This is a genomic window from Streptomyces sp. NPDC101181, assembly GCF_044767975.1.
Lineage (GTDB): Bacteria > Actinomycetota > Actinomycetes > Streptomycetales > Streptomycetaceae > Streptomyces.
On sequence record NZ_JBIWOX010000003.1, the window covers coordinates 151,626 to 174,877 of the forward strand.

Annotated in this window: 19 protein-coding genes and 1 pseudogene; 14 read left to right on the forward strand and 6 right to left on the reverse strand. The window is 71.8% G+C overall.

What is annotated here, in order from left to right:
• Window position 1: 1 nt before the first annotated feature.
• The 4 genes from ACIRRU_RS07360 (at window position 2) to ACIRRU_RS07375 (ending at window position 3,607) form a co-directional block, all read left to right on the forward strand.
• Complete coding sequence (locus tag ACIRRU_RS07360) at window positions 2–802, forward strand: ABC transporter permease (RefSeq protein WP_403677322.1); 801 nt, start codon at window positions 2–4, stop codon at window positions 800–802.
• Window positions 795–1,673, forward strand: coding sequence for an ABC transporter permease (locus ACIRRU_RS07365; protein WP_403677324.1), 879 nt, complete (start codon window positions 795–797; stop codon window positions 1,671–1,673). The genes ACIRRU_RS07360 and ACIRRU_RS07365 overlap by 8 nt, the downstream gene beginning before the upstream one ends.
• Window positions 1,674–1,685: 12 nt before the next feature.
• Entirely contained in the window at window positions 1,686–2,666 is a 981-nt protein-coding gene (locus tag ACIRRU_RS07370; protein ID WP_403677327.1) for an ATP-binding cassette domain-containing protein, read from the forward strand.
• A gap of 206 nt (window positions 2,667–2,872) precedes the next feature.
• Complete coding sequence (locus ACIRRU_RS07375; RefSeq protein WP_403677856.1) at window positions 2,873–3,607, forward strand: DUF1707 domain-containing protein; 735 nt, start codon at window positions 2,873–2,875, stop codon at window positions 3,605–3,607.
• A 255-nt stretch (window positions 3,608–3,862) separates the two neighbouring features.
• Here ACIRRU_RS07375 and ACIRRU_RS07380 read toward each other — a convergent pair whose 3' ends face one another.
• On the reverse strand, window positions 3,863–5,113 hold the full coding sequence (locus ACIRRU_RS07380; protein WP_403677330.1) for an SGNH/GDSL hydrolase family protein: 1,251 nt from the start codon (window positions 5,111–5,113) through the stop codon (window positions 3,863–3,865).
• 97 nt (window positions 5,114–5,210) lie between these two features.
• Here ACIRRU_RS07380 and ACIRRU_RS07385 point away from each other — a divergent pair, with 97 nt between their 5' ends.
• Window positions 5,211–6,608 carry a DUF445 domain-containing protein gene (locus ACIRRU_RS07385; protein ID WP_403677333.1) on the forward strand — a complete coding sequence of 466 codons (1,398 nt, stop codon included), beginning with the start codon at window positions 5,211–5,213 and terminating at the stop codon, window positions 6,606–6,608.
• Between the two features lie 155 nt (window positions 6,609–6,763).
• Here the strand turns inward: ACIRRU_RS07385 and ACIRRU_RS07390 are convergent, their stop codons facing one another.
• The 3 genes from ACIRRU_RS07390 to ACIRRU_RS07400 all read right to left on the reverse strand — a co-directional run bounded on the left by ACIRRU_RS07390 (window position 6,764) and on the right by ACIRRU_RS07400 (window position 12,354).
• A complete protein-coding gene (locus ACIRRU_RS07390; protein WP_403677336.1) occupies window positions 6,764–7,627 on the reverse strand; it encodes an excalibur calcium-binding domain-containing protein in 864 nt (287 codons plus the stop codon).
• A gap of 435 nt (window positions 7,628–8,062) precedes the next feature.
• The gene (locus ACIRRU_RS07395) at window positions 8,063–11,200 is read right to left on the reverse strand and encodes a DUF3427 domain-containing protein (RefSeq protein WP_403677339.1); all 3,138 of its coding nucleotides are present in this window, start codon (window positions 11,198–11,200) and stop codon (window positions 8,063–8,065) included.
• A gap of 149 nt (window positions 11,201–11,349) precedes the next feature.
• On the reverse strand, window positions 11,350–12,354 hold the full coding sequence (locus ACIRRU_RS07400) for an SEC-C domain-containing protein (RefSeq protein WP_403677342.1): 1,005 nt from the start codon (window positions 12,352–12,354) through the stop codon (window positions 11,350–11,352).
• A gap of 346 nt (window positions 12,355–12,700) precedes the next feature.
• On the opposite strand from ACIRRU_RS07400, the gene ACIRRU_RS07405 reads away from it, so the two are divergent.
• The 4 genes from ACIRRU_RS07405 to ACIRRU_RS07420 all read left to right on the forward strand — a co-directional run bounded on the left by ACIRRU_RS07405 (window position 12,701) and on the right by ACIRRU_RS07420 (window position 15,991).
• Window positions 12,701–13,504, forward strand: a complete 804-nt coding sequence (locus ACIRRU_RS07405) for a class E sortase (RefSeq protein WP_403677344.1) — start codon at window positions 12,701–12,703, stop codon at window positions 13,502–13,504.
• A gap of 124 nt (window positions 13,505–13,628) precedes the next feature.
• Window positions 13,629–13,961 carry a DUF6412 domain-containing protein gene (locus ACIRRU_RS07410; protein ID WP_403677859.1) on the forward strand — a complete coding sequence of 111 codons (333 nt, stop codon included), beginning with the start codon at window positions 13,629–13,631 and terminating at the stop codon, window positions 13,959–13,961.
• A gap of 133 nt (window positions 13,962–14,094) precedes the next feature.
• Complete coding sequence (locus ACIRRU_RS07415; RefSeq protein ID WP_403677347.1) at window positions 14,095–14,862, forward strand: YidC/Oxa1 family membrane protein insertase; 768 nt, start codon at window positions 14,095–14,097, stop codon at window positions 14,860–14,862.
• Window positions 14,863–15,130: 268 nt separating this feature from the next.
• Window positions 15,131–15,991 (forward strand): fumarylacetoacetate hydrolase family protein, encoded by an 861-nt coding sequence (locus ACIRRU_RS07420; protein ID WP_403677350.1) that lies wholly within the window; start codon window positions 15,131–15,133, stop codon window positions 15,989–15,991.
• Window positions 15,992–16,177: 186 nt separating this feature from the next.
• Here ACIRRU_RS07420 and ACIRRU_RS07425 read toward each other — a convergent pair whose 3' ends face one another.
• A complete protein-coding gene (locus ACIRRU_RS07425) occupies window positions 16,178–16,657 on the reverse strand; it encodes a heme-degrading domain-containing protein (protein ID WP_403677353.1) in 480 nt (159 codons plus the stop codon).
• A complete protein-coding gene (locus ACIRRU_RS07430; RefSeq protein ID WP_403677355.1) occupies window positions 16,654–17,775 on the reverse strand; it encodes a Gfo/Idh/MocA family oxidoreductase in 1,122 nt (373 codons plus the stop codon). Before ACIRRU_RS07430 ends, ACIRRU_RS07425 begins: the two co-directional genes overlap by 4 nt.
• A 74-nt stretch (window positions 17,776–17,849) precedes the next feature.
• Here ACIRRU_RS07430 and ACIRRU_RS07435 point away from each other — a divergent pair, with 74 nt between their 5' ends.
• From ACIRRU_RS07435 to ACIRRU_RS07455, 5 genes and pseudogenes are all read left to right on the forward strand, one after another.
• Window positions 17,850–19,043: an ROK family protein gene (locus ACIRRU_RS07435; RefSeq protein WP_403677862.1), complete on the forward strand. Its 1,194-nt coding sequence runs from the start codon at window positions 17,850–17,852 to the stop codon at window positions 19,041–19,043.
• A gap of 165 nt (window positions 19,044–19,208) precedes the next feature.
• Window positions 19,209–20,204 carry a peptidase gene (locus ACIRRU_RS07440; RefSeq protein ID WP_403677357.1) on the forward strand — a complete coding sequence of 332 codons (996 nt, stop codon included), beginning with the start codon at window positions 19,209–19,211 and terminating at the stop codon, window positions 20,202–20,204.
• A 201-nt stretch (window positions 20,205–20,405) separates the two neighbouring features.
• Complete coding sequence (locus ACIRRU_RS07445) at window positions 20,406–21,176, forward strand: GntR family transcriptional regulator (RefSeq protein WP_403677359.1); 771 nt, start codon at window positions 20,406–20,408, stop codon at window positions 21,174–21,176.
• 141 nt (window positions 21,177–21,317) lie between these two features.
• Window positions 21,318–22,442 carry a TIGR03364 family FAD-dependent oxidoreductase gene (locus tag ACIRRU_RS07450; protein WP_403677361.1) on the forward strand — a complete coding sequence of 375 codons (1,125 nt, stop codon included), beginning with the start codon at window positions 21,318–21,320 and terminating at the stop codon, window positions 22,440–22,442.
• A gap of 5 nt (window positions 22,443–22,447) precedes the next feature.
• Window positions 22,448–23,164 (forward strand): annotated as a pseudogene (locus ACIRRU_RS07455) (phosphonatase-like hydrolase); the annotation flags it as partial.
• Window positions 23,165–23,252 lie beyond the last annotated feature (88 nt).

Sequence of the window (23,252 nt, forward strand, 5' to 3'; positions counted from 1 at the left end):
GGTGCGGCTCTACGCGGTGGTGGCGGCGGGCGGATTCCGCCGCTACGCCACCTACCGGACCGCCACGGCGGCGGGCGTGTTCACCAACACGGTCTTCGGCTTCATCCTGGCGTACACCTACATCGCCCTGTGGGACGAACGTCCGCAGCTCGGCGGCTACGACACCGCGCAGGCGCTGACCTACGTCTGGCTCGGGCAGGCCCTGCTGATGGCCTGCGCCCTGATGGGCGGCGGCTTCGAGGACGAGCTGATGGAGCGCGTCCGCACCGGGGACGTCGCCGTCGACCTGTACCGCCCCGCCGACCTCCAGCTGTGGTGGCTGGCGGCCGACCTGGGCCGGGCGGCGTTCCACCTGCTGGGGCGGGGCGTCGCGCCGATGGTCCTGGGGGCGCTCGCCTTCGATTTGGCGCTGCCCGGCTCCCTGTGGATCTGGCCCGCGTTCCTCCTCTCGGTGTTCCTGGGCGTCGTCGTCAGTTTCGGGGTGCGCTATCTGGTGGCGCTCTCGGCGTTCTGGCTGCTGGACGGGGCCGGGGCGAGCCAGATCACCATGCTGGCCGGGCTGTTCTTCTCCGGGATGCTGCTGCCGCTGAACCTGTTTCCCGGGCTGCTCGGCGAGGTGGCGCGGGCGCTGCCGTGGTCCTCGCTGCTCCAGGTTCCGGCCGATGTGTTCCTCGGCAAGCACACGGGGTGGGGTCTGGTGGAGGCGTACGCGTTCCAGGGCGGCTGGGCGGTGGTCCTGTTGCTGGCGGGGCGCCTGACGCAGTCCGCGGCGACCAGGAGGGTGGTGGTCCAGGGTGGCTGAGACGACGGCGGTGCGGGACGGCGCGGGCCGGGAGGCCGGTGGCTTCGCGTACGAGGAGCGGCCCCGGATGCTGGAGGGCGTGCGCGCGTACGGCCTGATCATGGTGATGTGGGTGCGCTCGACGATGGCGTACCGGGCCTCGTTCGTCATGACGACGTTCGGGAACCTCGCGGTGACGGCCTTCGATTTCGTCACGATCCTGCTGATGTTCTCGCACGTCGACGCGCTCGGCGGCTACGCCCTTGAGGAGATCGCGCTGCTCTACGGGGTGTCGGCCACCGCCTTCGGCCTGTGCGACCTGCTGCTGGGGTCCATGGAACGGGTCGGCCGCCGGGTCCGCGACGGCACGCTGGACACCCTGCTGGTGCGCCCGGTTCCGGTACTGGCCCAGGTGGCCGCGGACCGGTTCGCGCTGCGCCGGATCGGCCGCGTCACCCAGGGCCTGGCGGTCCTCGGCTACGCGCTGGTCACCCTGGACATCGCGTGGACCCCGGTGAAGGTGCTGCTGCTGCCGGTGATGGTGGTGAGCGGGGCGGCGATCTTCGGGGCGGTCTTCGTGGCCGGCGCGGCGTTCCAGTTCCTCGCGCAGGACGCCTCGCAGGTGCAGAACTCCTTCACGTACGGGGGAACCACGCTGCTCCAGTACCCGCCGACGGTCTTCGCGAAGGATTTGGTGCGCGGGGTGACGTTCGTGATCCCGCTGGCCTTCGTCAGCTGGCTGCCCGCGCTGTACGTACTGGACCGGGAGTACCCGGTAGACCTGCCCCAGTGGGTGGCGTTCCTGCCCCCGGTCGTGGCGGCGGGCTGCCTGGCGCTGGCGGGTCTGGCCTGGCGGGCGGGGCTGCGGACCTACCGCAGCACGGGAAGTTGAGCGGAGGACACGGTGCGGGACGACGGTTTCATCACGCTCGACGGGGTCGAGAAGGTCTTCGAGGTCCGGCGCAAGGCCGGTCTGCTGCGCCGCGAACGGCACGAGGTCCGGGCCGTGGACGGGATCAGCTTCCAGGTCCCGCGCGGCGAGATGGTCGGCTACATCGGCCCGAACGGGGCGGGAAAGTCGACGACGATCAAGATGCTGACGGGCATCCTCACGCCCAGCGGCGGACGGCTGCGCGTCGCGGGCATCGACCCCTCCCGGGAACGTACGCGCCTGGCGCACCGCATCGGTGTCGTCTTCGGGCAGCGGACCACCCTCTGGTGGGACCTGCCGCTGCGCGACTCGTACCGGCTGATGCACCGCATGTACCGCATCCCGGACCGCCGTTACCGGGAGAACCTGGACCGCTGCGTCGAACTCCTGGACCTGGGCGCCCTGTTGGACGTCCCCGTACGGCAGCTCTCGCTCGGGCAGCGGATGCGCGGCGACATCGCGGCGGCGCTGCTGCACGATCCGGAGGTGCTGTACCTGGACGAGCCGACCATCGGCCTGGACGTGATCTCCAAGGCCAAAGTGCGCGGCTTCCTCCGGGAGTTGAACGCCGAGCAGGGGACGACGGTCCTGCTGACGACGCACGACCTCACCGATATCGAGCAGCTGTGCGGCCGGGTGATGGTGATCGACCACGGACGCCTGATGTACGACGGTTCGCTGGCGGGTCTGCACGCGGTGGGGGAGAGCGAGCGGACGCTGGTGGTGGACCTGGAACGCGAACTCCCGCCGATCCAACTGGAGCCGGACGCCTCAGGCCCGGCGCTGCGGGCGGTCAAGGTGGCGGGCCCGCGCCAGTGGCTGACGTTCCCCGCCGATGCGTCGGCGGCCCCGCTGGTGGCGCGGATCGCGGCGCAGTACCCGCTGGTCGACCTCTCGGTACGGGAGCCGGACATCGAGTCGGTGATCGCGAAGATGTACGAGGCGGCTCCCTGACGCTCCGACCGCCCGGGGCCGTTTCCCGCAGCTCACGGTCGTCGGCCGGCTCCCCGAGTCCCCGGGGACGGTCTGCCGACCGGCGGAGCGGCTTCGCGGAGGCCAGGGTTCCGTTCCGAGGCGGCGCGCGGCCGTCGGCCGGTATCCCTGTGCCGGGCGCCGGTGCGTTCAATAGGCTGCGCGGTATGACAAGTGAACGTCCGGACATGCGCGCCTCCGACGCCGAGCGTGAGCGGATCGCCGAGCTGCTGCGCGAGGCCGTGGCCGAAGGCCGACTGGAGATGGACGAGTTCGAGCAGCGCCTCGAATCCGCCTACAAGGCGCGCACCCACGGGGAGCTGGAGCCCCTCGTGCAAGACCTTCCGGCGCCCGGTTCGGCCGTGACCCCGGCCGGCTCGTCCGCGCCCGCCCCGCTACGGGGCTCGGCGGCCAACTGGCCCGCCCGGATCGGGGGCACCGCGACCTCCCGGGGCGGGTTCGCGTTCTGGGGCGGCTTCAGCCGGAAGGGCCGCTGGACGGTGGGCCGGAAGTTCACCGCGTTCGCGATGTGGGGCGGCGGCGAGATCGATCTGCGCGAGGCGCACTTCGAGGACCGGGAGACCGTGATCCGCTGCATCACGATCATGGGCGGCCTGCATGTGACCGCACCGCCGGAGCTGAACGTCGACGTCCGGGGCGTCGGCATCATGGGCGGCTTCGGGGAGGGCTCCAGCGAGGAGAGCGAGCCCGCACCCGACGCACCGTACGTACGGATCACCGGGCTGGCGCTGATGGGCGGCGTCGGAGTGGACCGGAGGCGGACGAAGGCGGAGCGCCGCCGCCTGAAGGAGGCGAAGGCCCGCGAGGCGGAGCTGGAGGCGCGCGGCCGCAGCGGCCTGGACGGCCCGGACGACGACCGGAAGGGCGGCGGCCGGGGCCGGGGCCGCAAGGAACTGGGCTGAGGCGGGGACGACGGGGACGGCGGGCCCCGGCCGGGCCCGGCGGGCAGGGACCGCAAGGTCTTCCCGGGACCCGCGCGTCAGGACCGCAAGGCCCCTCCCGGGCCCGGGGGGAGCAAGGACCGTAAGGGCCCTTGCGGTGGTCCCGGAGGGCAGGGCCGCCCTGGGATGCCCGGCCGCTCCCGTAGCTCCCGTGCCCTCACCGGCCCTGGTCCCTGGGGCCGCTCCCGGGCCCTCGCCCCGGATGTGCTCAGCGCCTCACAGCTCGTCGGACCTGGGGGCGCGGGCCCGGTCCACGGTCCTCAGGTCGACCCGGTCGCCGAGCGCGCGGTAGCCCGCGTCGTTGAAGTGCAGGTGGTCCCCGGAGTCGTACACGGCGAGCATCCGGTTCGGCGCGGCGGGATCGCGTACCGCCTCGTCGAAGTCGACGTACGCGTCGAACACCGTCCCCGCCCGGATCTGCTCGTTGACCGCCAGCCGGACGGCGTTGCGCTCGGGCGTCCACGTGGCGAAGCCCTCGAACGGGGTCAGCGTCGCACCGACGACCGTCAGTCCGCGGGCGTGCGCCCGCTCGGTGAGGGAGCGCAGGCTGTCCACGATGCGCTGGGGGTCGGGCTCCTGCGGGGTCTGCTGGACATCGTTGATGCCGAGGGCCACGATGACGGTCCGCGCCCCCGCGACCGACAGGACGTCGCGGTCGAGCCGCTCGGTGCCGGGAAGGCCGCCGGTGCCGCGCCCGAGGCCCACGATCCGGTTGCCCGCGATGCCCGCGTTGGCGACCCCGTGGCGGCCGGCCAGCCGGTCGGCGAGGACGTCGGTCCAGCGGGCGTTCGCGTCGGTGGTGGAGCCGCTGCCCGCGGTCAGGGAGTCGCCGAGGGCGACGACCGCGCCGAGCGCCCGCTCGCTGCGGACGTCCACGGCGGTCAGATAGCGCCAGTGGGTGGTGGACCAGGTGCCGCGCTCGTCGATGAGGTAGGACGTCTGATGGGTGTTGGGGTGGTAGGTGACCGGCCCGCTCGGCTCCGGGGTGCGGAGGCTGACCTGGAGGTCGGAGTCGGCGGCCACGGGCACGACGACCGGGTCGCTGACGACCTGCCCGCCCGCGGCGATGGTGACGGCCGGGGCGCCCTTGAAGGTCACCGGCCGGGTGTTGACGGTGACCTGGTCCACCACCAGGGGGACCGTGCCGAAGAGGTTCGACAGCGTGATCCGGGCGGCGTCGCCGCCGATGCTGGTGTGGACGACGTTACGGATGGTGCGTCCGGGGAGCCCGTTCGGGGTGTTCGGCTCGCCGCGGACCGGCGCGGCGGTCCAGGTGGCGACCCACTTGCCGCCCGAGGCGGCGGGGGCGACCGGGTTACGGGCCGCCGCCTGGGTCTCGGCGGGCGGCGGCGGTGCCGGGGAACGGGGGCCGGACAGCAGCGTCGTACCGAAGGCGACGGCGGCGGCGAGCGCGGCGGTGCCCGCCATGAGGGCGATGAGCAGGGCATACCCCTGACGCCTGGGCATGTGCGGTTTTTCTCCTTGTGATGATCGTGCTGTTCCCATGATGCGACAGGCCGTGGGGAACTCGACGTGCGGCTCAGGAGTAGGTGAGGCAGAGACAATGCGTACGGCACGGGAGCGAGGCGTACGCGGACGGGTGGAGCGGATGGAACGGACCGGATCCGAAGTGCAGGACGCGGAGCGGAAGAACGGGTCGGTGTCAGGGGCCCCGGGCGTGGGCGCGGGCCCGCTGGCCTCGTTCGCGTACACCGCCGCCGACGAGGAGAAGCAGCGCGGCGTACGGCGCATGAAGCTCACGGCCACCGGCCTCCTTCTGTTCGTCGCGCTCGTCTACGTCCTGGCCACCTGGGCGGAGAGCTCAGGCGTGGAAGGCTGGCCGGGCTACGTCGCGGCGGCTGCCGAGGCGGGGATGGTGGGTGCGCTGGCGGACTGGTTCGCCGTCACGGCGCTCTTCAAGCGCCCGCTCGGCCTGCCCATCCCGCACACCGCGATCATCCCCACGAAGAAGGATCAACTGGGACAGTCCCTCGGTTCCTTCGTTGGCGAGAACTTTCTCTCCGGAGACGTCATTCGTGACCGAATTCACGCTCTGGGGGTCGGAAAGCGACTGGGTGTGTGGCTGGCGGAGCCCGCCCACGCGGACCGGGTGACCGCCGAGTCGGCGACCGCGCTGCGCGGCGCGCTGACGGTGCTGCGGGACTCCGACGTCCAGGCGGTGGTCGGTGAGGCGATCACCCGGCGCGCCGAGTCGGTGGAGGTCGGGCCGGGTCTGGGCAAGATGCTGGAGAAGGTCGTCACCGACGGCGGCCACCGCAGGGTCGTCGACCTCGTCTGCGTACGGGCGCACGACTGGCTGGTGGAGCACGGCGACTCGGTGATGAACGCGGTACAGGGCGGGGCGCCCGGCTGGACACCGCGGTTCGTGGACAAGCGGGTGGGGGAGCGGGTCTACAAGGAACTGCTCCGGTTCGTCACGGAGATGCGGGACATGCCGGAGCACCCGGCGCGCGGCTCCATCGACACCTTCCTCAACGACTTCGCGGCCGACCTCCAGAGCGATCCGGACACCCGCGCCCGGGTGGAGCGGCTGAAGTCCGACATCCTCGGCCGGAGCGAGGTTCAGGACGTCATCGCCTCGGCCTGGTCCTCCGTCCGCACGATGATCATCTCGGCGGCGGAGGACGAGCGCAGCGAACTGCGGCTGCGGGCACGGGCGTCGCTGATGTCGCTCGGCGCCCGGCTGGCGAGCGACGAGCGGCTCCAGGCCAAGCTGGACGGCTGGCTGGAGGACGCCGCGGTGTACGTCGTCACGACGTACCGCGCGGAGATCACCTCGCTGATCAGCGAGACGGTCGCGGGCTGGGACGCGGACCAGACCTCGAAGAAGATCGAGGCGCACATCGGCCGCGACCTCCAGTTCATCCGGATCAACGGCACGGTGGTCGGAGCCCTCGCGGGCCTGGCGATCTACACCGTGTCGCACGCCCTGGGCGGCTGAGGCACCCCGACCTCAGGGCCCCGCCCCTCCGGACGCGTACCCGTCCGGCTCGGTCGTCTCCGGTACGGGTACGCACCCGGTCCTACGCGGGGGAGTCGCCGGTCAGTACGGGCGCGGGGCGGCGGGCGTCCGACGCCGCGCGGGAGGGGTGACGGTCATTCGCAGCCCACGCCGTCGCCGTCCCGGTCGAGGTGGCGTCCGTAGCCCGGATCCCCGGACCGGATGGGGGCGGCGCCCGCGGCCCGTACGGCGTCGCAGTTCGCGTAGGAGGCGCTGCCACCGCCGCCGCCGCTGCTGGAGCTTCCGCCGGAGGACGACGACCCGCCGCCCCACGGCTCGCAGCCCACGCCGTCGCCGTCGCGGTCCAGGTGGGGCGCGTAGCCCGGGTCGCCCTTCTCGACGGGGGCGGCTCCGGCGGCGCGGGCGGCGTCGCAGTTCTCGTAGGACACCGGTTCCGGTTCGGACTTCGGGGCCGTCGGCTTCGGCGTGGGCTCGGGGCTCGGCTTCGGCGCGGTCACCTCGATGCGGACGATGGCGTCGGCGGCGGCCACCTCGGTCCCGGGCACCTGGACCCGGTACGTGAACTCGTCCGCACCCCCGTACCCGGCCGCGGCGGTGTACATGACCGACGCGCCGACCACCGTGGCCTCCCCGTGTCCGGGGGCGGCCGTGATGCTCAGGGTCAGTTCGTCCGGGTCGTAGGCGTCGAGCAGGGCTGCCGCGTCACCGCTCTCCAGGGTGACGGAGTCGTTGTCCAGGACGTCGACGGCCAGGTCCTCCCCGGCCTTCGCGCGCTGCTCGTCGTCGTCCATGAGCGCCAGAGCCCGCTCCCGCTTCCCGGCGGGCGAGGCACTGGCCGACGCGACGACCTCGGAGGCCCCCTTCGCCCCACCGCCCCCGTCCCCCGCCCCACCACCGTCGCCCCCGCACCCCACGAGGACCAGCGCGAGCACGGCGGCCCCCACGGGTATCCGGAGGAGGAGGTGTCGCGGCCGTCGTGCCTGCTTCGTCGTCTGCATGTGTTGCCCCCAAGACCGGACTAGGTGCGGTGACGCGTTGGAGCAGCCGATGCTCGCAGCGGGGCCGTGGCTGATTCAGGGGCATGGAGGAAGCGAAGCGGAATTGTGATGGAATCATGGACGACCGGTGAGGGCAGCCGGCGGCCGACCGCTCCCAGGGGGACGCGGACAGCCACGTCCGCCGCAGGTGGACGGCCGTCGGCAGCTGCTCGCCGTCGACGGTGGGCAGGGCCCAGCCGCGACCGACAAAGACGCAGTGGACCATCAGTTGATCGATGCTGGCCGCCATGAGCGACGTAACCCTAGGCCAGCGCGAGCGGCACCAAACTCATCCCCTCCGCGACTCAAGTCCTGGGGCAGCGCAACATCGTGCTATCCGATGCTCGGAGATTGAGGCGAGCTCATAGGGGACAGAGGATGTGTTGATCTATTCGATCAGCCACCGGCGATTGCAGAGTAGGTCCATACGTCGGCTGGAATCTGATGAGAAAGCTTCCATTCGATCGCCATCGGGTTGCTGCCCGTGTGCTTGACGTACTCCGCCGGTCCCATGAGCATCCATGGCTGGGGTCCACCGATATCCGTCTGCTTGTACCGGCGTACGAAGAGCAGGACGTGGGTGCCCTTCTCCTTGTGGGTCTGGTAGCGGACGCCGGTGGGTGAGCGCTCCGAGGTCTGGTTCTGTGACTCCCAGTGGAACAAGGAGTCGTTGAGGGCGTAGTCCTTATAGCGGGTCTCGGGTGAGAAGTCCTTCTCGTCTTTCTCCAGGGTGACAAGCAGGGCATCGGTCTGGATGTTCTCGCACCACTTCACGCCTTCGCGGAAGTGTCCGGGCTTCCGGCCGTCCACGGAGGCCTGGCCCAGCGCTGGGAGAATCTCTTCGCGGCTGTACGACGCGTGGATGGTCAGGGGGATGGCAGCGTGCGCCCCGAGGAGTGGCACGGGCACGTGGTCGGCCTGCTGCAGGACGTGAGCGAGCACCTGACGCAGCTCATCCCGGAACGCATGCTGGGGGCGCAGTGAGTCCAGTCCAGCTTGGTAGCTGGGAAAATCTCCACCCAGCGGCCAGAGCGAGAAGAAGAACATGCGGGCGTACCCTTGTTCCTGCTCGCTGAGCTCGTCGTAGGTAGGAGCGTCATCGGCCAGCAGCTTGCTGTACGCCGCAACGCGCAGCGGGTCATCGACGTGCAGGAATGCCGAGACCCGCTTGAGGAGGGGCAACTCGCCTTCAGGGCCGACCGCGTCCAGCAGCCTCGCTCGACGCAAGAGACCTGTCCAAGAGTTTCCGTCGCCTCGGTAGAGCTCCTTGAGCTCCCTGCCGCTCTCCTTAAGGAAGTCCATAAGGCGTGGTTTCGCATAGGATGCGACCTCGCGGGCCAGCTGCTTGACATTGACTGCGATCTGGGCGCGGATGTTGTCAATGATCAGGTCCTTGGCCTTCGTCTCAAGGATGATCTGGCAGCCCGAAGGAAGTTGAGGGAAGTCCTGCTCGATGCTGTCGAGGAGGCGGTTGCGCGTCAGGTTCGTCAGTGCGCGGAACTGTTCTTCGAACCGAAACTCCTTGCGGTGCTGGCCGATGAAGTCCAAGACGGTGAGGACCGCCTTGTCGGCGGTTCGACGCAATCCCCGGCCCAACTGCTGGAGGAAGACCGTGGCACTAGAGGTAGGGCGCAGCAGGAGCAAGGTGTCGACATCGGGGATATCGAGTCCCTCGTTGAACAGATCGACAGAGAAGATGACTTGAAGTGCTCCCGAGCGCAGGTCATCCAGTGCTGCCTTACGGTCGTGCGCTGGAGTCTCACCAGACAGCGCTATCGCGTTGAGGCCTGCCCGCCGGAAGAAGTCCGCCATGAAGCGTGCGTGCGCGACCGACACGCAGAATGCCAGGGCGCGCATCGAGTCCGGATCGGTGACCTTGTCCTTCACTGCCTGCACCACGAGCCGAGCTCGCGCGTCGTTGCCCGTGAACAGGTTGCTCAGCGCTGTCGAGTCGTACGCTCCACGCTTCCAAGTAACAGCGCTCATATCCGTGTTGTCGGTTACGCCGAAATAGTGGAATGGGCTGAGAAGCTCGTTCTCCAGGGCTTCCCAGAGCCGCATCTCCGCCGCGATGCGACCGTCGAAGAACTCGTCCTGGATGTTCAAGCCATCCATGCGTTCCGGGGTCGCCGTCAGCCCCAGGAGCTCCCGTGGCTGGAAGTGGTCCATGATCTTGCGGTAGGTGGGCGACGTACCGTGATGGAACTCGTCGATCACGATGACGTCGAAGTGATCCGGGGCGATACGGTCCAGAGCCTGCGTTGTAAGCGACTGGACGCTAGCGAACACGTGAGTCCATCGGCTGGGGATCTCGCCGCTGAACAACAACTCACCGAAGTTCGCATCGATAAGAACGTTCTGGTAGACGCGCAAGGACTGCTCCAGGATTTCCTTGCGATGCGCTACGAAGAGCAGACGGGGGTCACGACCGAGAGTCTGACGCAGACGCTTGTAGTCCAGCGCCGCCATGACGGTTTTGCCGGTACCCGTTGCTGCGACGAGAAGATTGCGGTGTCGATCGTGCACCGTGCGCTCAACTTCGAGGCGTTCTAGCATGTCCCGCTGGTGCGGGTACGGGCGTACCTCCAGGCCGGAGAGGGTGATGCTCGTAGACCCAGGGCGGCCACTACCACCGGCGCGGGACAGGGCATCATCCAGCCGCTGGGCATCCCTGTCAGGGTCGTACGACTCGAAAGCCGGCTCACTCCAGTAGGCGTCGAAGGTCGCCTCGAACTTGCGGATCACGGAAGGCGTTGCGACCGAGGAGAGGCGGACATTCCATTCGAGCCCGTCAAGGAGAGCGGCCTTGGAAAGGTTCGAGCTGCCGACATACGCCGTGTCAAAACCACTGTCACGCCGGAAGAGCCATGCCTTCGCGTGAAGACGGGTCGAGCGAAGCTCGTAGTTGACCTTCACCTCGGCGCCGAAGTCTCGCACCAGTCGGTCCAGCGCGCGGCGCTCGGTGGCGCCGATATACGTCGTCGTGAGTACCCGGATGGGAATGCCGCGCTCGCGCGCCGACGACAGGGACTTCTCCAAGACCCGGAGTCCGTGCCACTTCACGAATGCGCAGAGGAGGTCGACTCGGTCGGCGGTGGCGAGCTCGGAGCGCAGCTCGAAGCCGAGACTGGGGTCCTCCGGAGAGTTCGTGATGAGTGCCGTTTCGGACAGCGGGGTCGCCGGGCGTATGGCGTATACGCCGGGTGCTTCCTGCTCCGCGACGGCCAGCAGCTGGCGCGGTCCATCGGTGACGAGGTCGACCCACTCCGTCGCACCTTCGATCGTATTGAGCGATTCCAGGATGTGATTGGCCGCCATCACCTGCTCGGTAGGGGTGAGGCCTTGGAGCACCCGACGCACTGTGGCGCCGATATGGCGGGAGAGGACATGGGGCGCCGACTCTGTGCCGACTGAGGCTTCGATGGAGTGCCAGCCCGCGGAATTGAGCTGCTTCATCCGCTCGGCGAGCCGATGCGTAATGAGCGATTCATAGAGCCCAGCAACTGGCGCTTCATTCGAAAGGTTGTTGAGCATGCCCGAGTCCCCTCATCTGGCTGCGTACTACATATGCAGTTCTATCAAGGAGGTCTGACAGCCGGGTCCCGTGGCTAGCGAAAGCATCAGGGGCCGCCGCCCGAGACGTCGTGGGCGGAGGTCCCTGCGAGAGGCGTACAGCAGAGGCCTCAGACCCCGTGGCACCTGCCGTAGGCCTTTCCTGAGCCGCACCAGCAGGCGGCTGTGCGGGACGGGGGCCAGGGGGTGGCGCGGCCTCGGGCGGCGAGGGTGGTGGCGTACTGGGGGAGGAGGCCCACGGTGGCGGGGGACGTGGCTTCGGAGGCGGCGAACGCCTCGTAGGAGGGGACCGTGCCCGTGACGATGCCCAGGTTCGGGGTGCCCGTCGTGTGGAGGTCCCGGAGCGCGGCTTCCAGGCGGTCCAGGTGCGTGGCGTGGTCCACGTACTCCTCGGCCAACGCCGGGTACACCGTGAGCAGTTCGCGGAGTTCGGGTTCGGGCCAGTGCAGCACGGCCACCGGGAACGGGCGGGACAGAGCCGTGCGGTAGGTGCCCAGCTCCGCGCGGAGGCGGGCGATCTCGGCCTTCAGCTCCACCGGGTCCGAGGAGCCCAGGGACCACAGGCGCTTGGGGTCGTGGAGTTCGTCCAGGGGAACCGGGGCCGTGTGCAGCTCACCCGCCAGCTGGTCCCAGGCGTCGTGGTCCAGCCCCATCAGCCTGCGGACCCGGTGGCGGCCGGTCAGCAGGGACTGGACCGGGTACGGGACCTCCTCGTCCGGGGCCAGCAGCAGGGTCAGCGCGGTCGAGAAGACCTCGTGCGCCGACTCCAGCTCATCGTGCGCCTCCAGCGTCTCGGCGGCCACCTGCCACGGCGCTGCGTTCAGCGGGCCCGCCGCACGGATGCCGTGGATGATCGCGCGGGCCTCGGCCTCGTGGCCGTACTCCCACAGGTTGGCCGCCTTCAGGGCCTTGATCAGGTGCGGGTTGTCGACAGTGGGCTCGGGGGCGGCGAGCAGGTCGTCGTAGAGCGTGCTCGCGCGGGCGCGGTCACCCGCGAGTTCCAGGTGGGCCGCTGCCTGGAGGATCAGCGGTTCGTGGTCCTCGGGGTACTGCGCCGCGGTGCGGAGCAGACGCTCGGCTTCGGTGGTGTGGTCGGCAGGCGTGTCGGGGCGCATGGATCACACGGTACTGCCGGAGCGCCGCGGCGGGGAGAAGAGGGCCGAGGAGGAGAAGCGGGAGAAGTCCGGACAGGTGGATCCCGGGAGTTGGGTCTGGTGGATGCCGGGAGCTGGGGCTGGTGGATCCAGGGAGTCGGGTCTGGAGAGTTGCGCGCGATGGCTCTATCGTTCGCGCCCCGGCCGCCGTGTCGACCGGATGGTGAGCAGTCCTGCCGGTCGTGCCCTGAGCCGGGCCTGCCGGTCGTGCGGCCAGCAGTTCTGCCGCTCATGCGGCGGGAGGCGTACGGCGTATGGCGTACGGCGGGCGGCGGGCAGGACCGAGGGGGCGGGAGGCGAGGGGGCTGTGCGGGAGCGGCGAGGTGTACCGGGGCGGGGGGCGCGGCTTCTGGCCCGGGGGCTGTGGGTCTCCGCCGAACTCGTCGTGACCCTCGGGGTCGTGCTCCTGCTGCTCGTCGCCCACCAGGTGTGGTGGACCAACCGGGAGGCGCGTGCCGAGGCCGGGCACGCCGTACGGGAGCTTCGCCGGGGCTGGGACCAGGCCCCCGCCACCCCCGTCGCCCCCGGCGCACCCTCTCCCGCAGGGCCTGCGGGAGAGGGTGCGGGGAGCGGCGGAAGTCCTCCGTCGGCCGACGCCGCCTCCGATGCGCCCGCCGCGTCCGGGGCTCCGGCCGGCGCTCCGGGCCCGGCTCCCCGCTGGGACCAGGCATACGCCGTCCTTCGCATCCCCCGCATCGACCTCACCGCCCCCGTCGCCGAGGGCATCAGCAAGGGCGGGGTCCTCGACCGCGGGTACATCGGGCACTACACCCGCACCGCGGGGGCCGGGCAGGCCGGGAACTTCGCGCTCGCCGGGCACCGCAACACCCACGGCGAGCCCTTCCGGCACATCGACCGGCTGCGGCGCGGCGACCGGATCACCGTCGAGACCCGGGACGCCGTCCACACCTACACCGTCGACAGACGTCTCACGCGTACCGCGCCCTCCGACAGCGGGGTCATCGCGCCGGTGCCCCGCAGCAACATCACCACGTCCGCCGGATACAGCGAGCCCGGCTACTACCTCACCCTCACCACCTGCACCCCCGAGTTCAGCTCCCGCTACCGGCTCATCGTCTGGGGGCAGCTCACCTCGATGCGGCCCCGTTGAAGGACCTGGGAAACCCGGGGGCGGACCCGATCATCGTGTATAACGAAAGAGTGCCGTTCGCTCCGATGAGCGGCATCTCGCAGGACCGGTACGAGGACGGAACGAGGAACGAGAGGTGCACATCGTGCGGGACGCCGACGCCCTGCGCCGCGCCTTCGCCCGGCTGCTCCGGCCCGCCGGACTCGTCCTCCTCTTCCTCACCGGGATCCTCCTCGCCGAGGGCGGCAGCCTCTCCGCCGCCGTCGCGCTCGCTGCCACCGCCGCGGCCGGTTCCGCGCTCGTCGTCTGCTCCGTCATCAGCGCCCGCTGCGCCTCCCCGGTGCCCCGCACCCGGGTCCGTACAGCCATCAGGGACCGGGAGCGGCGCACCGCCTTCCTCCCGCAGCGCGACCCCGACGCACGGGGGCGCACCAGGCCCCGGGCACCCGGGCACGCCCTCCTGACGGCCGCCGCGTAGAGGGTTCCCTCCCGCAACGCCCGCGCTTCCGCGTGCGTACGGTGCACCCGCACGTGCGCCCCGCGCCGGTCGTCATGCCGCGTACCGAACACGTACTTCTCCCGGCACGACGAGACCCCCGGAGGGCTCACCCATGTCCGCCTTCATGTCCGCTTTCGCCGACCTGGTCGGCTCCCTCGCCGATCTGCTCCAGCCGTTCTTCCAGGCCGCCTCCACCGCCGCCGCGATCGTCCTGATCACCGCCCTCGTGCGGCTCGCCGTCCATCCGCTCTCCCGGGCCGCCGCGCGGGGGCAGAAGGCCCGTACCCGGCTTCAGCCGCAGATCGCCGAGCTGCGCAGGAAGCACGGGAAGAACCCCGAGCGGATGCAGAAGGCGATCATGGAGCTGCACGCCGCGGAGAAGGTCTCGCCGCTCTCCGGCTGCCTGCCGAGCCTGCTCCAGCTGCCCGCCTTCTTCCTCCTCTACCACCTGTTCTCCAGCGGCTCCATCGGCGGCGAGCCCAACGCGCTCCTCAGCCACGACCTGTTCGGCGCGCCGCTCGGCGGGCGCTGGCACGACGCCCTCGCGGACGGCGGGGTCCTCGGAGCGCACGGGCTGGTGTACCTCGGGCTCTTCGCACTCGTCCTCACCGTGGCCACCTTCAGCTACCGGATGACCAGGCGGCAGATGGCGGCCAACCCGATGACCCCGGCCACCGGGCCCGACGGACAGCCCGTGCCCGGCGTCGGCGCGATGGTCAAGGTGATGCCGCTGCTCTCGTTCGCGACCCTGATCACCGTGGCCGTCGTCCCGCTCGCCGCCGCCCTGTACGTCGTCACCACGACCGCCTGGAGCGCCGCGGAGCGGGCCTGGCTCTACCGCGATCTGCGCGTCCCCGCCGCCGTCGCGACAGCCACCTGACGTACGCCGTCTCCCTGCCGCCCGATGCCGTCCCGGCAGCCACCCGACGCCGTCGCCACGGCCGGCTGATGCCGTCGTCCCGCTGTGATCACGCACAGCGGGACGACGGGCACCATGGCCGACGCGGCGTAAAACCGCCGGTCAGTGCGCCGGTCCAGTGGGTGAACGAGGTCTTGCGGAGCGATCGCATCTCTTGGAGGATCAGCCAAGCCCGTCGTCGGCCGCACCCCGCCGAAGGGCCTCACCTCGACCAAGAGGAGTTGGACCGTTGAAGCTGCTTCGAGTCGGTACGGCGGGCGCCGAGCGTCCCGCGCTTCTCGACCGCGACGGGACACTGCGTGATCTGTCGGGGATCGTCCCCGACATCGACGGCGAACTGTTCGCCGACGCCTCCGCGTTCGCCCGGGTACGGGCGGCCGCCGACGCGCCCGGTGCGCTGCCCGTCCTCGACCCCGCGGGGCTTCGGACCGGCCCTCCGCTGGGACGCATCGGCAAGATCGTGTGCATCGGGCTCAACTACCACGACCACGCCGCCGAGACGGGTGCGGAGATCCCGGCGGAGCCGATCCTGTTCTTCAAGGCCCCCGACACCGTCGTCGGACCCGAGGACCCCGTCCTCGTACCCCGCGGCAGCCGGAAGACCGACTGGGAGGTCGAGCTGGCCGTCGTCATCGGCCGTACCGCCCGCTACCTGGACACGGCTGAGGAGGGGCTCGCCCACGTCGCCGGGTACGCGACCGCCCACGACGTCTCCGAGCGCGCGTTCCAGATCGAGCGCGGCGGCACCTGGGACAAGGGCAAGAACTGCGAGACGTTCAACCCGCTGGGCCCCTGGCTGGTCACCGCCGACGAGGTGGCCGACCCGCAGGCCCTGCCGCTGCGGCTCTGGGTCAACGGCGAGCTGAAGCAGGACGGCACGACCGCCGACCAGATCTTCCCGGTGGGCGAAGTCGTCCGCTACCTCAGCCACTTCATGACGCTCTACCCCGGCGACGTCATCAACACCGGCACGCCCGCCGGGGTCGCCATGGGCCAGCCCGAGCCGAAGCCCTACCTGAAGGCCGGAGACGTGGTGGAGCTGGAGGTGGCAGGGCTCGGCCGGCAGCGGCAGGAGCTGAAGGCGGCGTAGCCCTTAACAGGTGCGGCACAGCCCTTAACAGGTATGGAGGAGGGGCCCGGCTCCGACGGGTGCCGGGAGCGCAACCCGCTGAGGTGCGGGACGGGGGCGCCACCACCCTGCGTACGGTGGTGGCGCCCCCCGTCCCGTGACGGCGCGTCCGGTCCCTGCCTCCTGCTCAGTCCTCCAGGTTCCCGCTCAGTCCTCCAGCCGTGCCGCGAACTGCTCCAGCGCCTCCACCACCATCGCGTGGTCCTCCGCCTGCGGCAGCCCGGAGACGGTGACCGTGCCGATCACGCCCGCTCCCTCCACCGCGAGCGGGAACGAGCCGCCGTGCGCGGCGTAGGTGTCCGGGTCCAGGCGCGAGGACTCCTCGAACGTCGTGCCCTTGGCCCGGAAGCGGCTGCCGACCAGGTAGGAACTCTCGCCGTACCGTTCGACCACCTTGCGCTTACGGTCGATCCAGGCGTCGTTGTCCGCGCTCGAACCCGGCAGCGCCGCGTGGAACAACTGCTGCGCGCCGCGCCGGATGTCGATCGCCACCGGGGCATGTCGCTCCCGGGCCAAGGCCACCAGCAGGCTGCCGAGCGCGAACGCGTCGTCGTAGGAGAAGTGCGGGAGGGTGAGCCGTCGCTCTTGGGCGATCAGCTCGGCGATGGTGGGAGAGGTGGTGGTCATGAGGCGGGCTGCTCCTCGCCGGTCGGGGCTGCGGACAGGGTCACGGTGACGCCCTCACGGGCCGAGCGGCGGGCCGCTTCCAGGACGTCCAGCGCGGCGGCGGCCTGGTGGGCGGTGACCGGGTTCTCGCCGGTGCCGCGCACGGCGGCGGCCACAGCGGCGTAGTACGCGGGGTAGTCGCCGGGCAGCGTACGGACCGGGGCGCCGCCGCCGGTCAGCGGGGACTCGCCGGAGCCGAGGCGGCCCCACAGCTCCTCCGCCTCCTCGCCCCAGGGCTCGTCGGCCACCGGGCGCAGACCCTCGCGCAGGGCGGCCTCCTGCGGGTCCAGGCCGTACTTCACATAGCCCGCCTTCGAGCCCAGCACCCGCAACCGCGGGCCGAGCTGGGCCGTGGTGGCGCTCACGTACAGGTGCGAACGGACCCCGCCGGCATGGGTGATGGCGATGAACGTGTCGTCGTCGGCGGCCGCGCCGGGGCGGCGTACGTCGGACTCCGCGTACACCGTGGCCGCCGGGCCGAACAGCGCCAGCGCCTGGTCCACGACATGGCTGCCCAGGTCGTACAGCAGCCCGCCGATCTCCTCCGGGTCGCCCGACTCGCGCCAGCCGCCCTTCAGCTGGGGCCGCCAGCGCTCGAAGCGGGACTCGAAGCGCTGCACCTCGCCCAGCTCGCCGTCGGCGATCAGCGCGGCGAGGGTGCGGAAGTCGTTGTCCCAGCGGCGGTTCTGGAAGACCGAGAGCAGCAGCCCGCGCTCCTCGGCGAGCGCCGCCAGCTCCCGCGCCTCGGCGGCGGTCCCGGCGATCGGCTTGTCCACGACCACGGGGAGACCGGCCTTGAGGGCGGCTGTCGCGAGGGAGACATGCGTCTTGTTCGGGGAGGCGATCACGATCAGGTCCAGCTCGTCCGCGCGCTCCCACAGCTCGTCCGGCGAGGCCGCGAACCGTACGCCCGGGTACGCGGCGCGGGCCTCGGTCCGGCGCTCCTCGTTCGACGTGACGAGCGTGTCGAGGACCAGGCCGTCCGTCGCGGTAATCAGCGGGGCGTGGAAGACGGAACCGGCCAGGCCGTAGCCGACGAGGGCGACGCGGAGCGGGGCGTCCGAGGCGTTGGGGGTCATACGTTCCACTTAAGCAACGCTGTTGCCAAAGTGCAAGCGACCGGCACAATGGACGGGTGAAGGGGAATGAACCGCTGAACGGGAGCGGGACGAGCGCGCGGGCCGGGACGGTTCCGACGGCCCGGCCGAAGAGCCATGCCGGTGTGAACCTTCCGGCGCTGCGCCACCACAACGCCGCGCTGGTCCTGGATCTGCTGCGGGCCGCCGGGGCCGGGGGCATCAGCCGGCTGGAGCTCGCCGAGCGCACCGGCCTCACACCGCAGGCCGTCAGCAAGATCACCGCGCGGCTGCGGGCGGAGGGCCTGGCCGTCGGCGCGGGCCTGCGGCCTTCCACCGGCGGCAAGCCGCGTACGGTGCTCCGGCTCGTACCCGACGCGCAGTTCGCCGTCGGCCTCCACCTGGACCGCGACGGGCTCACGGCGGTCCTGGTCGACCTCGCCGGTCGCCCGGTCGCCACGACCACGGCGCCGCTCGACTTCGGCGCTCCGGCGGACCGGGTGCTGGCCGCCGCGGCCGACGCCGTACGCGACCTGAGCGCGGCCGAGCCGCACCGGCCGGTGCTGGGGGTGGGGGTCGCCGTACCGGGCCCGCTCGACCACCGGGACGGCGTACTCCACCGGGTCACCGGCTTCCCGCGATGGGACGGCTTCCCCCTCCGCGACGCCCTCGCCGAACGCACCGGTCTGCCGGTCACCGTCGACAAGGACACCAACGCCGCCGCCCTGGCCCTGGCGCTGGCCCTCTCGCCGAGCGAGCCGCCGGGCGACTTCGCCTACCTCCACGTCGGTACGGGGCTCGGCGCCGGTCTCGTCCTCGGCGGCGAGGTGCACCGGGGCGCGCGGACGGGAGCGGGCGAGTTCGGCCACCAGACCCTTCAGCTGGACGGGCCGCTGTGCGGGTGCGGCGGACGCGGTTGCGTCGAGGCGCTCTGCCTGGCCGCCGAGGCGCGCGGCGACCGGGCAGAGGCGGCCCGGGTCCTCGGCGCGGGCGCGGCGAACCTGGTCGGGCTGCTCGACATCGACCGGGTCGTGCTGGGCGGCCGCACGGTGGCGGCGGATGAGGACGCGTACGTACGAGGCGTCCGCGCCGTGATCGAGGAGCGGGCCGCGCGCGGCGGCGGAGGCGGAGCCAGAGGCAGGGACAGAGGCGCGGTGACCGTCACGGTGGCGCGAGGCGGCGACCGGCCCGTGGCGGAGGGCGCGGCACAGCTGGTGCTCGCGCCGGTGTTCGGACGGGTGGGGGAGCGGGGGCAGGGGAGCGGAGCGTAGGGGGTACGGGTCGGATGCGGGCCCCACACGGCGAAGCCGGTCGGGTGATCGTATGAACGATGTCGGCATGTCGACTCTCTGAGTCCGCGCGCGCGTGCTTGCGTCGGAGGACACCACCGGTGGCCGCCGCCCCGGGTCGTCCGCGAGCAGCGAAGGATCCTCGTCATGTCCCCCACCTCCGGTGCACGGTCACGTGACGGCCGTACGCTCTCCGCCCTCGGGCTGGTCGCCGGGATCGCGGTGCCCGCCGCGCTCCTGGGCGGACCGCAGGCGACCGCCCTGCCCGCCCCGCCGCTCCCCGCATCCTTAGCCGCTGACGAGCAGCCCGCCTGCGGTGACCCGGGCGCGAAGGAGTTCCCCGTCGAGGCCCGCATCCAGAACGCCCCGGACCGGTACGCCTCCGGCGGCGGTTACGGCACCTGGTTCCTGGAGGTCACCAACACCACCGACGCCTCCTGCGGGGCCCTGCACCCGGTTCTCGTCCTCACCGACCGCGACCGCCGGCTGACGGCCGAGCAGATCCAGCTGTCGTACGCCGAGCCCGGCCGGCCCGGCGCCGAGCACCGCGTCACCTGGGAGACCACCGACCGCGACGAGCAGATCGGGGTACTCGGCGGACTCACCGTGCCCGCGGGGAAGACCGTCGCCGTACGCGTCCGGATGGCGTTCACCTCCGACACCGCCCCCGGGCCCGTCTCCGCCCGCGCCGCCGTCGTCCAGCGCCACCACCAGGACATGGACAAGGGCGGCGGGCGCGAGGACGGTGACTGGGTGGGGGAGTCGGCGGACTACGCGTTCGTGATCGTCGACGGCGTCACCGGCGACACCCGCGAACCGGAACGCCCCGACCCCCCGCGCACCGACCCGGACACCGGCACCCCTACCGAGCGGCCCGAGGGACCCCGTGAGGAAGCCGGTACCGGCCGGAAGCCTCTGCCGGAGCGCGACTCCGGCACCGCCCGTCCGGAGACCGAGGGCGACGACGAAGGTACGCGGCCCCCGGGCCTCCCGCCCCGCGACGGCACGGACCGCCCGCTCCCCGAACTCGCCCGCACCGGAGCGGTGTCGCTCGCCTGGACCGGGGCCGCCGCCGGTGCCCTGCTGCTCGGCGGAGCGGCCCTCCTCGCCCAGGCCCGCCGTGCACGCCGCCCGGCGGACTGACCCCGGCGCGCCACCCGAAGCCGACCGGTCCCGCCGGGCGGACCGGTCCCGCAAGGCCGACCGGTCCCGTCGGGCCGAACGGCGCCCAAGGCCGACCGCCTGACCGGGCCCGCGACGCCGACCGCCCCGCGAGCGCACCTCGCCCGCACCCGTATCCGTACCCCCGCCAAGGCGTTCACGTACGTCTGCCACCATCGGGCCGTGGACTACCCGAACGACCAGGCACCTGGCGCACCGATCCGCTCCGGCATCCCGGAGCACGGCCGCATCCCGAAGTACTACGCGGTCAAGGCCCGTATCGCGGTGCTGCTGGACGAACTGGGCGAGGGCGGGCTGCTGCCCACCGAGCGGGAGCTGGCCCAGCGGCACGAGGTGTCGCGCGAGACCGTCCGCCAGGCCCTGCGCGACCTGCTCCTGGAAGGGCGGCTGCGGCGACAGGGGCGCGGGACCGTCGTCGCCGGGCCCAAGCTGGAACAGCCCCTCTCCCTCGCCAGCTACACCGAGGGCGTCCGCCGCCAGGGCAGGCGGCCCGGCCGTCACCTCATCGGCCTGGACCGCTTCCCCTGCCCCGAGGCGCTCGCCGCCGAGGTCGGGGTCGAGCGGGGCGATCCGGTCTGGCACCTGGAGCGGGTGCTGCTCGCCGACGACGAGCGGGTCGGCCTGGAGAGCACGTACGTCTCCGTCGCACGCGCCCCGGAGCTGGACACCCGCTTCGACCCCGACTCCTCCTTCTACGTCTACCTCCGCGAACGCCTGGGCATCGCCTTCGGCGACGCGGACGAGCGGATCGAGACCGTCCTCGCCACCCCGCGGGAGGCCCTGCTCATCGGGACCCCGCCCGCGCTGCCGATGCTGCTGATCCACCGGCTCTCCCGGGACAGCGAGGGGCGGCCGCTGGAGCGGGTCCGCACGCTCTACCGCGGAGACCGCTTCTCCTTCTCAACCCGTCTGAGGGGCGAGGACCGGGACTGAGAGGCCCGCGTCCGGCAGCGACGGGGGCTCTCGTTTCCATCACGTTAAGATAACGGGTCTGGTCCAAACTTGCGGGGTCGTTCACCGGTCCGTCGGTGACCGGACGTGTCCGGGACACCCACCGCCGGGAGCGTGGCCGCCGTGAGAGTCATCGTCGTAGGAGCCGGCGTGGTGGGAACCATGCACGCCTGGCACGCAGTCAGCCGCGGCCACGAGGTCGTACAGATCGAGCGCGAGAGTGAGGCGCGCGGGGCTTCGCTCCGCAATTTCGGACAGATATGGGTCAGTGGCCGGGCCGGTGGCGCGGAGCTGGAAACCGCCCTGCGCGCCCGGGAGTTGTGGGAGGAGATCGGGGCCCGGGTGCCCGCGCTCGGCTTCCGGGGGTGCGGTTCGCTCACCCCGTTGCGGACCGGTCGCGAGGTCGCCGTCGCCGAGGCGGCCACAGCCCGGCCGGACGCGGCGGAGCGCGGCTACAAGCTGCTCACCGCGGCCGAGGCCCGTGCCCTCAACCCGGCTCTGCGCGGCGCGTTCACCGCCGCCCTCTGGTGCGAGCGGGACGCGGCCGTCGAGCCGCGCACCGCCCAACTCGCCCTACGGGAAGAGCTGCTGGCGTCCGGACGCTACACCTTCCTCCCCGGCCGTGAGGTCCGCGAGGTCGTCGGGACCGCCTCCGTGCGCGACGACCACGGTGACGTCCACACCGGCGACGCCGTCATCCTGGCGACCGGGGCCTGGCTCGGCGGGCTCGTCCGCGAACTCGCCGGACCCGGACTGCCCGTGCGGCGCGTCCGCCTCCAGATGGCCCAGACCGACCCCCTCGGCGAACCCCTCACCACCTCGGTGGCCGACGCCGACAGCTTCCGCTACTACCCCGCCTACCGAGGCGAGGCGCTGGACGCGCTCGACGCCGGGCAGCCGCAGGACCCGGTGGCCGCCGCACACCGTATGCAACTCCTCATGGTGCAGCGCAGCGACGGCGGGCTGACCATCGGGGACACCCACGAGTACGAGCACCCCTTCGCCTTCGACACGGTCGAGGAGCCGTACGAACACCTCACCCGGGTGGTCGAGGCCTTCCTCGGCCGCCCGCTGCCGCGCATCCGCCGCCGCTGGGCGGGTGTCTACGCCCAGTGCACGGACACCTCCCGGGTCGTCCACCGGCAGCAGGTGCGCGACGGGGTCTGGCTGGTGACCGGACCCGGCGGGCGCGGCATGACGTGCTCGCCCGCCATCGCCGAGACGACCGCAGACGAACTGGGCTGGTGAATCAGATGACTTCAGCGACACGCACGACGACGGACCGCCCCTTCTTCGGGCTCGTCGTCCTCGACATGGCCGGAACCACCGTCGCCGACGGCGGCCTCGTCGAACAGGCCTTCTCCGCCGCCGCCCAACGCCTGGGCGTACGAACGGGATCGGACGAGCACGAACGCCAACTCGCCTATGTGCGGGCGACCATGGGCGAGTCAAAGATCTCCGTCTTCCGGCACCTCTTCGGCGACGAGGACACCGCCCGGCGCGCCAACACCGCCTTCGAGGAGGCGTACGGGGAACTGGTCGACGGCGGCAGGGTCGCCCCGCTCCCCGGAGCGCGGGAGGCCGTCGAGCGCCTCGCCGCCGAGGGCCGCACCGTGGTCCTGACCACCGGGTTCGCCCGCGCCACCCAGGACGCCATCCTCGCCGCCCTCGGCTGGCAGGACCTCGTCCCGCTCACCCTCTGCCCCGCCGACGCGGGCGGCCGGGGCAGGCCCCACCCGGACCTGGTCCTGGCCGCCCTGCTGCGCACCGGCGCGGTGGACGACGTCCGGCGGATCGCGGTCGCCGGGGACACCTCGTACGACATGCTCAGCGGGGTACGCTCCGGCGCCGGGCTCGTCGCCGGGGTCCTCACCGGCGCCCACGACAAGGACCAGCTGGCCCGGCACGGCGCGACCCACGTCCTCGGGTCCGTCGCCGACCTGCCGGACCTGATCGCGGGGGTGGAGGCGGCCGGAGCACCGGACCTGAGCGCGCGGGCGGAAGCGGCCGGAGCGTCCGGCCCGGACGGGCGGGCGGAGGCGACGGCACCGGCGAGCC

Bases quoted from the DNA above. Each gene is read 5' to 3' on its own strand.
- ACIRRU_RS07390 (WP_403677336.1), bottom strand. From the start codon at position 7,627: ATGCAGACGACGAAGCAGGCACGACGGCCGCGACACCTCCTCCTCCGG.
- ACIRRU_RS07385 (WP_403677333.1), top strand. From the start codon at position 5,211: ATGCGTACGGCACGGGAGCGAGGCGTACGCGGACGGGTGGAGCGGATG.
- ACIRRU_RS07415 (WP_403677347.1), top strand. From the start codon at position 14,095: ATGTCCGCCTTCATGTCCGCTTTCGCCGACCTGGTCGGCTCCCTCGCC.
- ACIRRU_RS07430 (WP_403677355.1), bottom strand. From the start codon at position 17,775: ATGACCCCCAACGCCTCGGACGCCCCGCTCCGCGTCGCCCTCGTCGGC.
- ACIRRU_RS07375 (WP_403677856.1), top strand. From the start codon at position 2,873: ATGCGCGCCTCCGACGCCGAGCGTGAGCGGATCGCCGAGCTGCTGCGC.
- ACIRRU_RS07440 (WP_403677357.1), top strand. From the start codon at position 19,209: ATGTCCCCCACCTCCGGTGCACGGTCACGTGACGGCCGTACGCTCTCC.
- ACIRRU_RS07380 (WP_403677330.1), bottom strand. From the start codon at position 5,113: ATGCCCAGGCGTCAGGGGTATGCCCTGCTCATCGCCCTCATGGCGGGC.
- ACIRRU_RS07425 (WP_403677353.1), bottom strand. From the start codon at position 16,657: ATGACCACCACCTCTCCCACCATCGCCGAGCTGATCGCCCAAGAGCGA.
- ACIRRU_RS07395 (WP_403677339.1), bottom strand. From the start codon at position 11,200: ATGCTCAACAACCTTTCGAATGAAGCGCCAGTTGCTGGGCTCTATGAA.
- ACIRRU_RS07400 (WP_403677342.1), bottom strand. From the start codon at position 12,354: ATGCGCCCCGACACGCCTGCCGACCACACCACCGAAGCCGAGCGTCTG.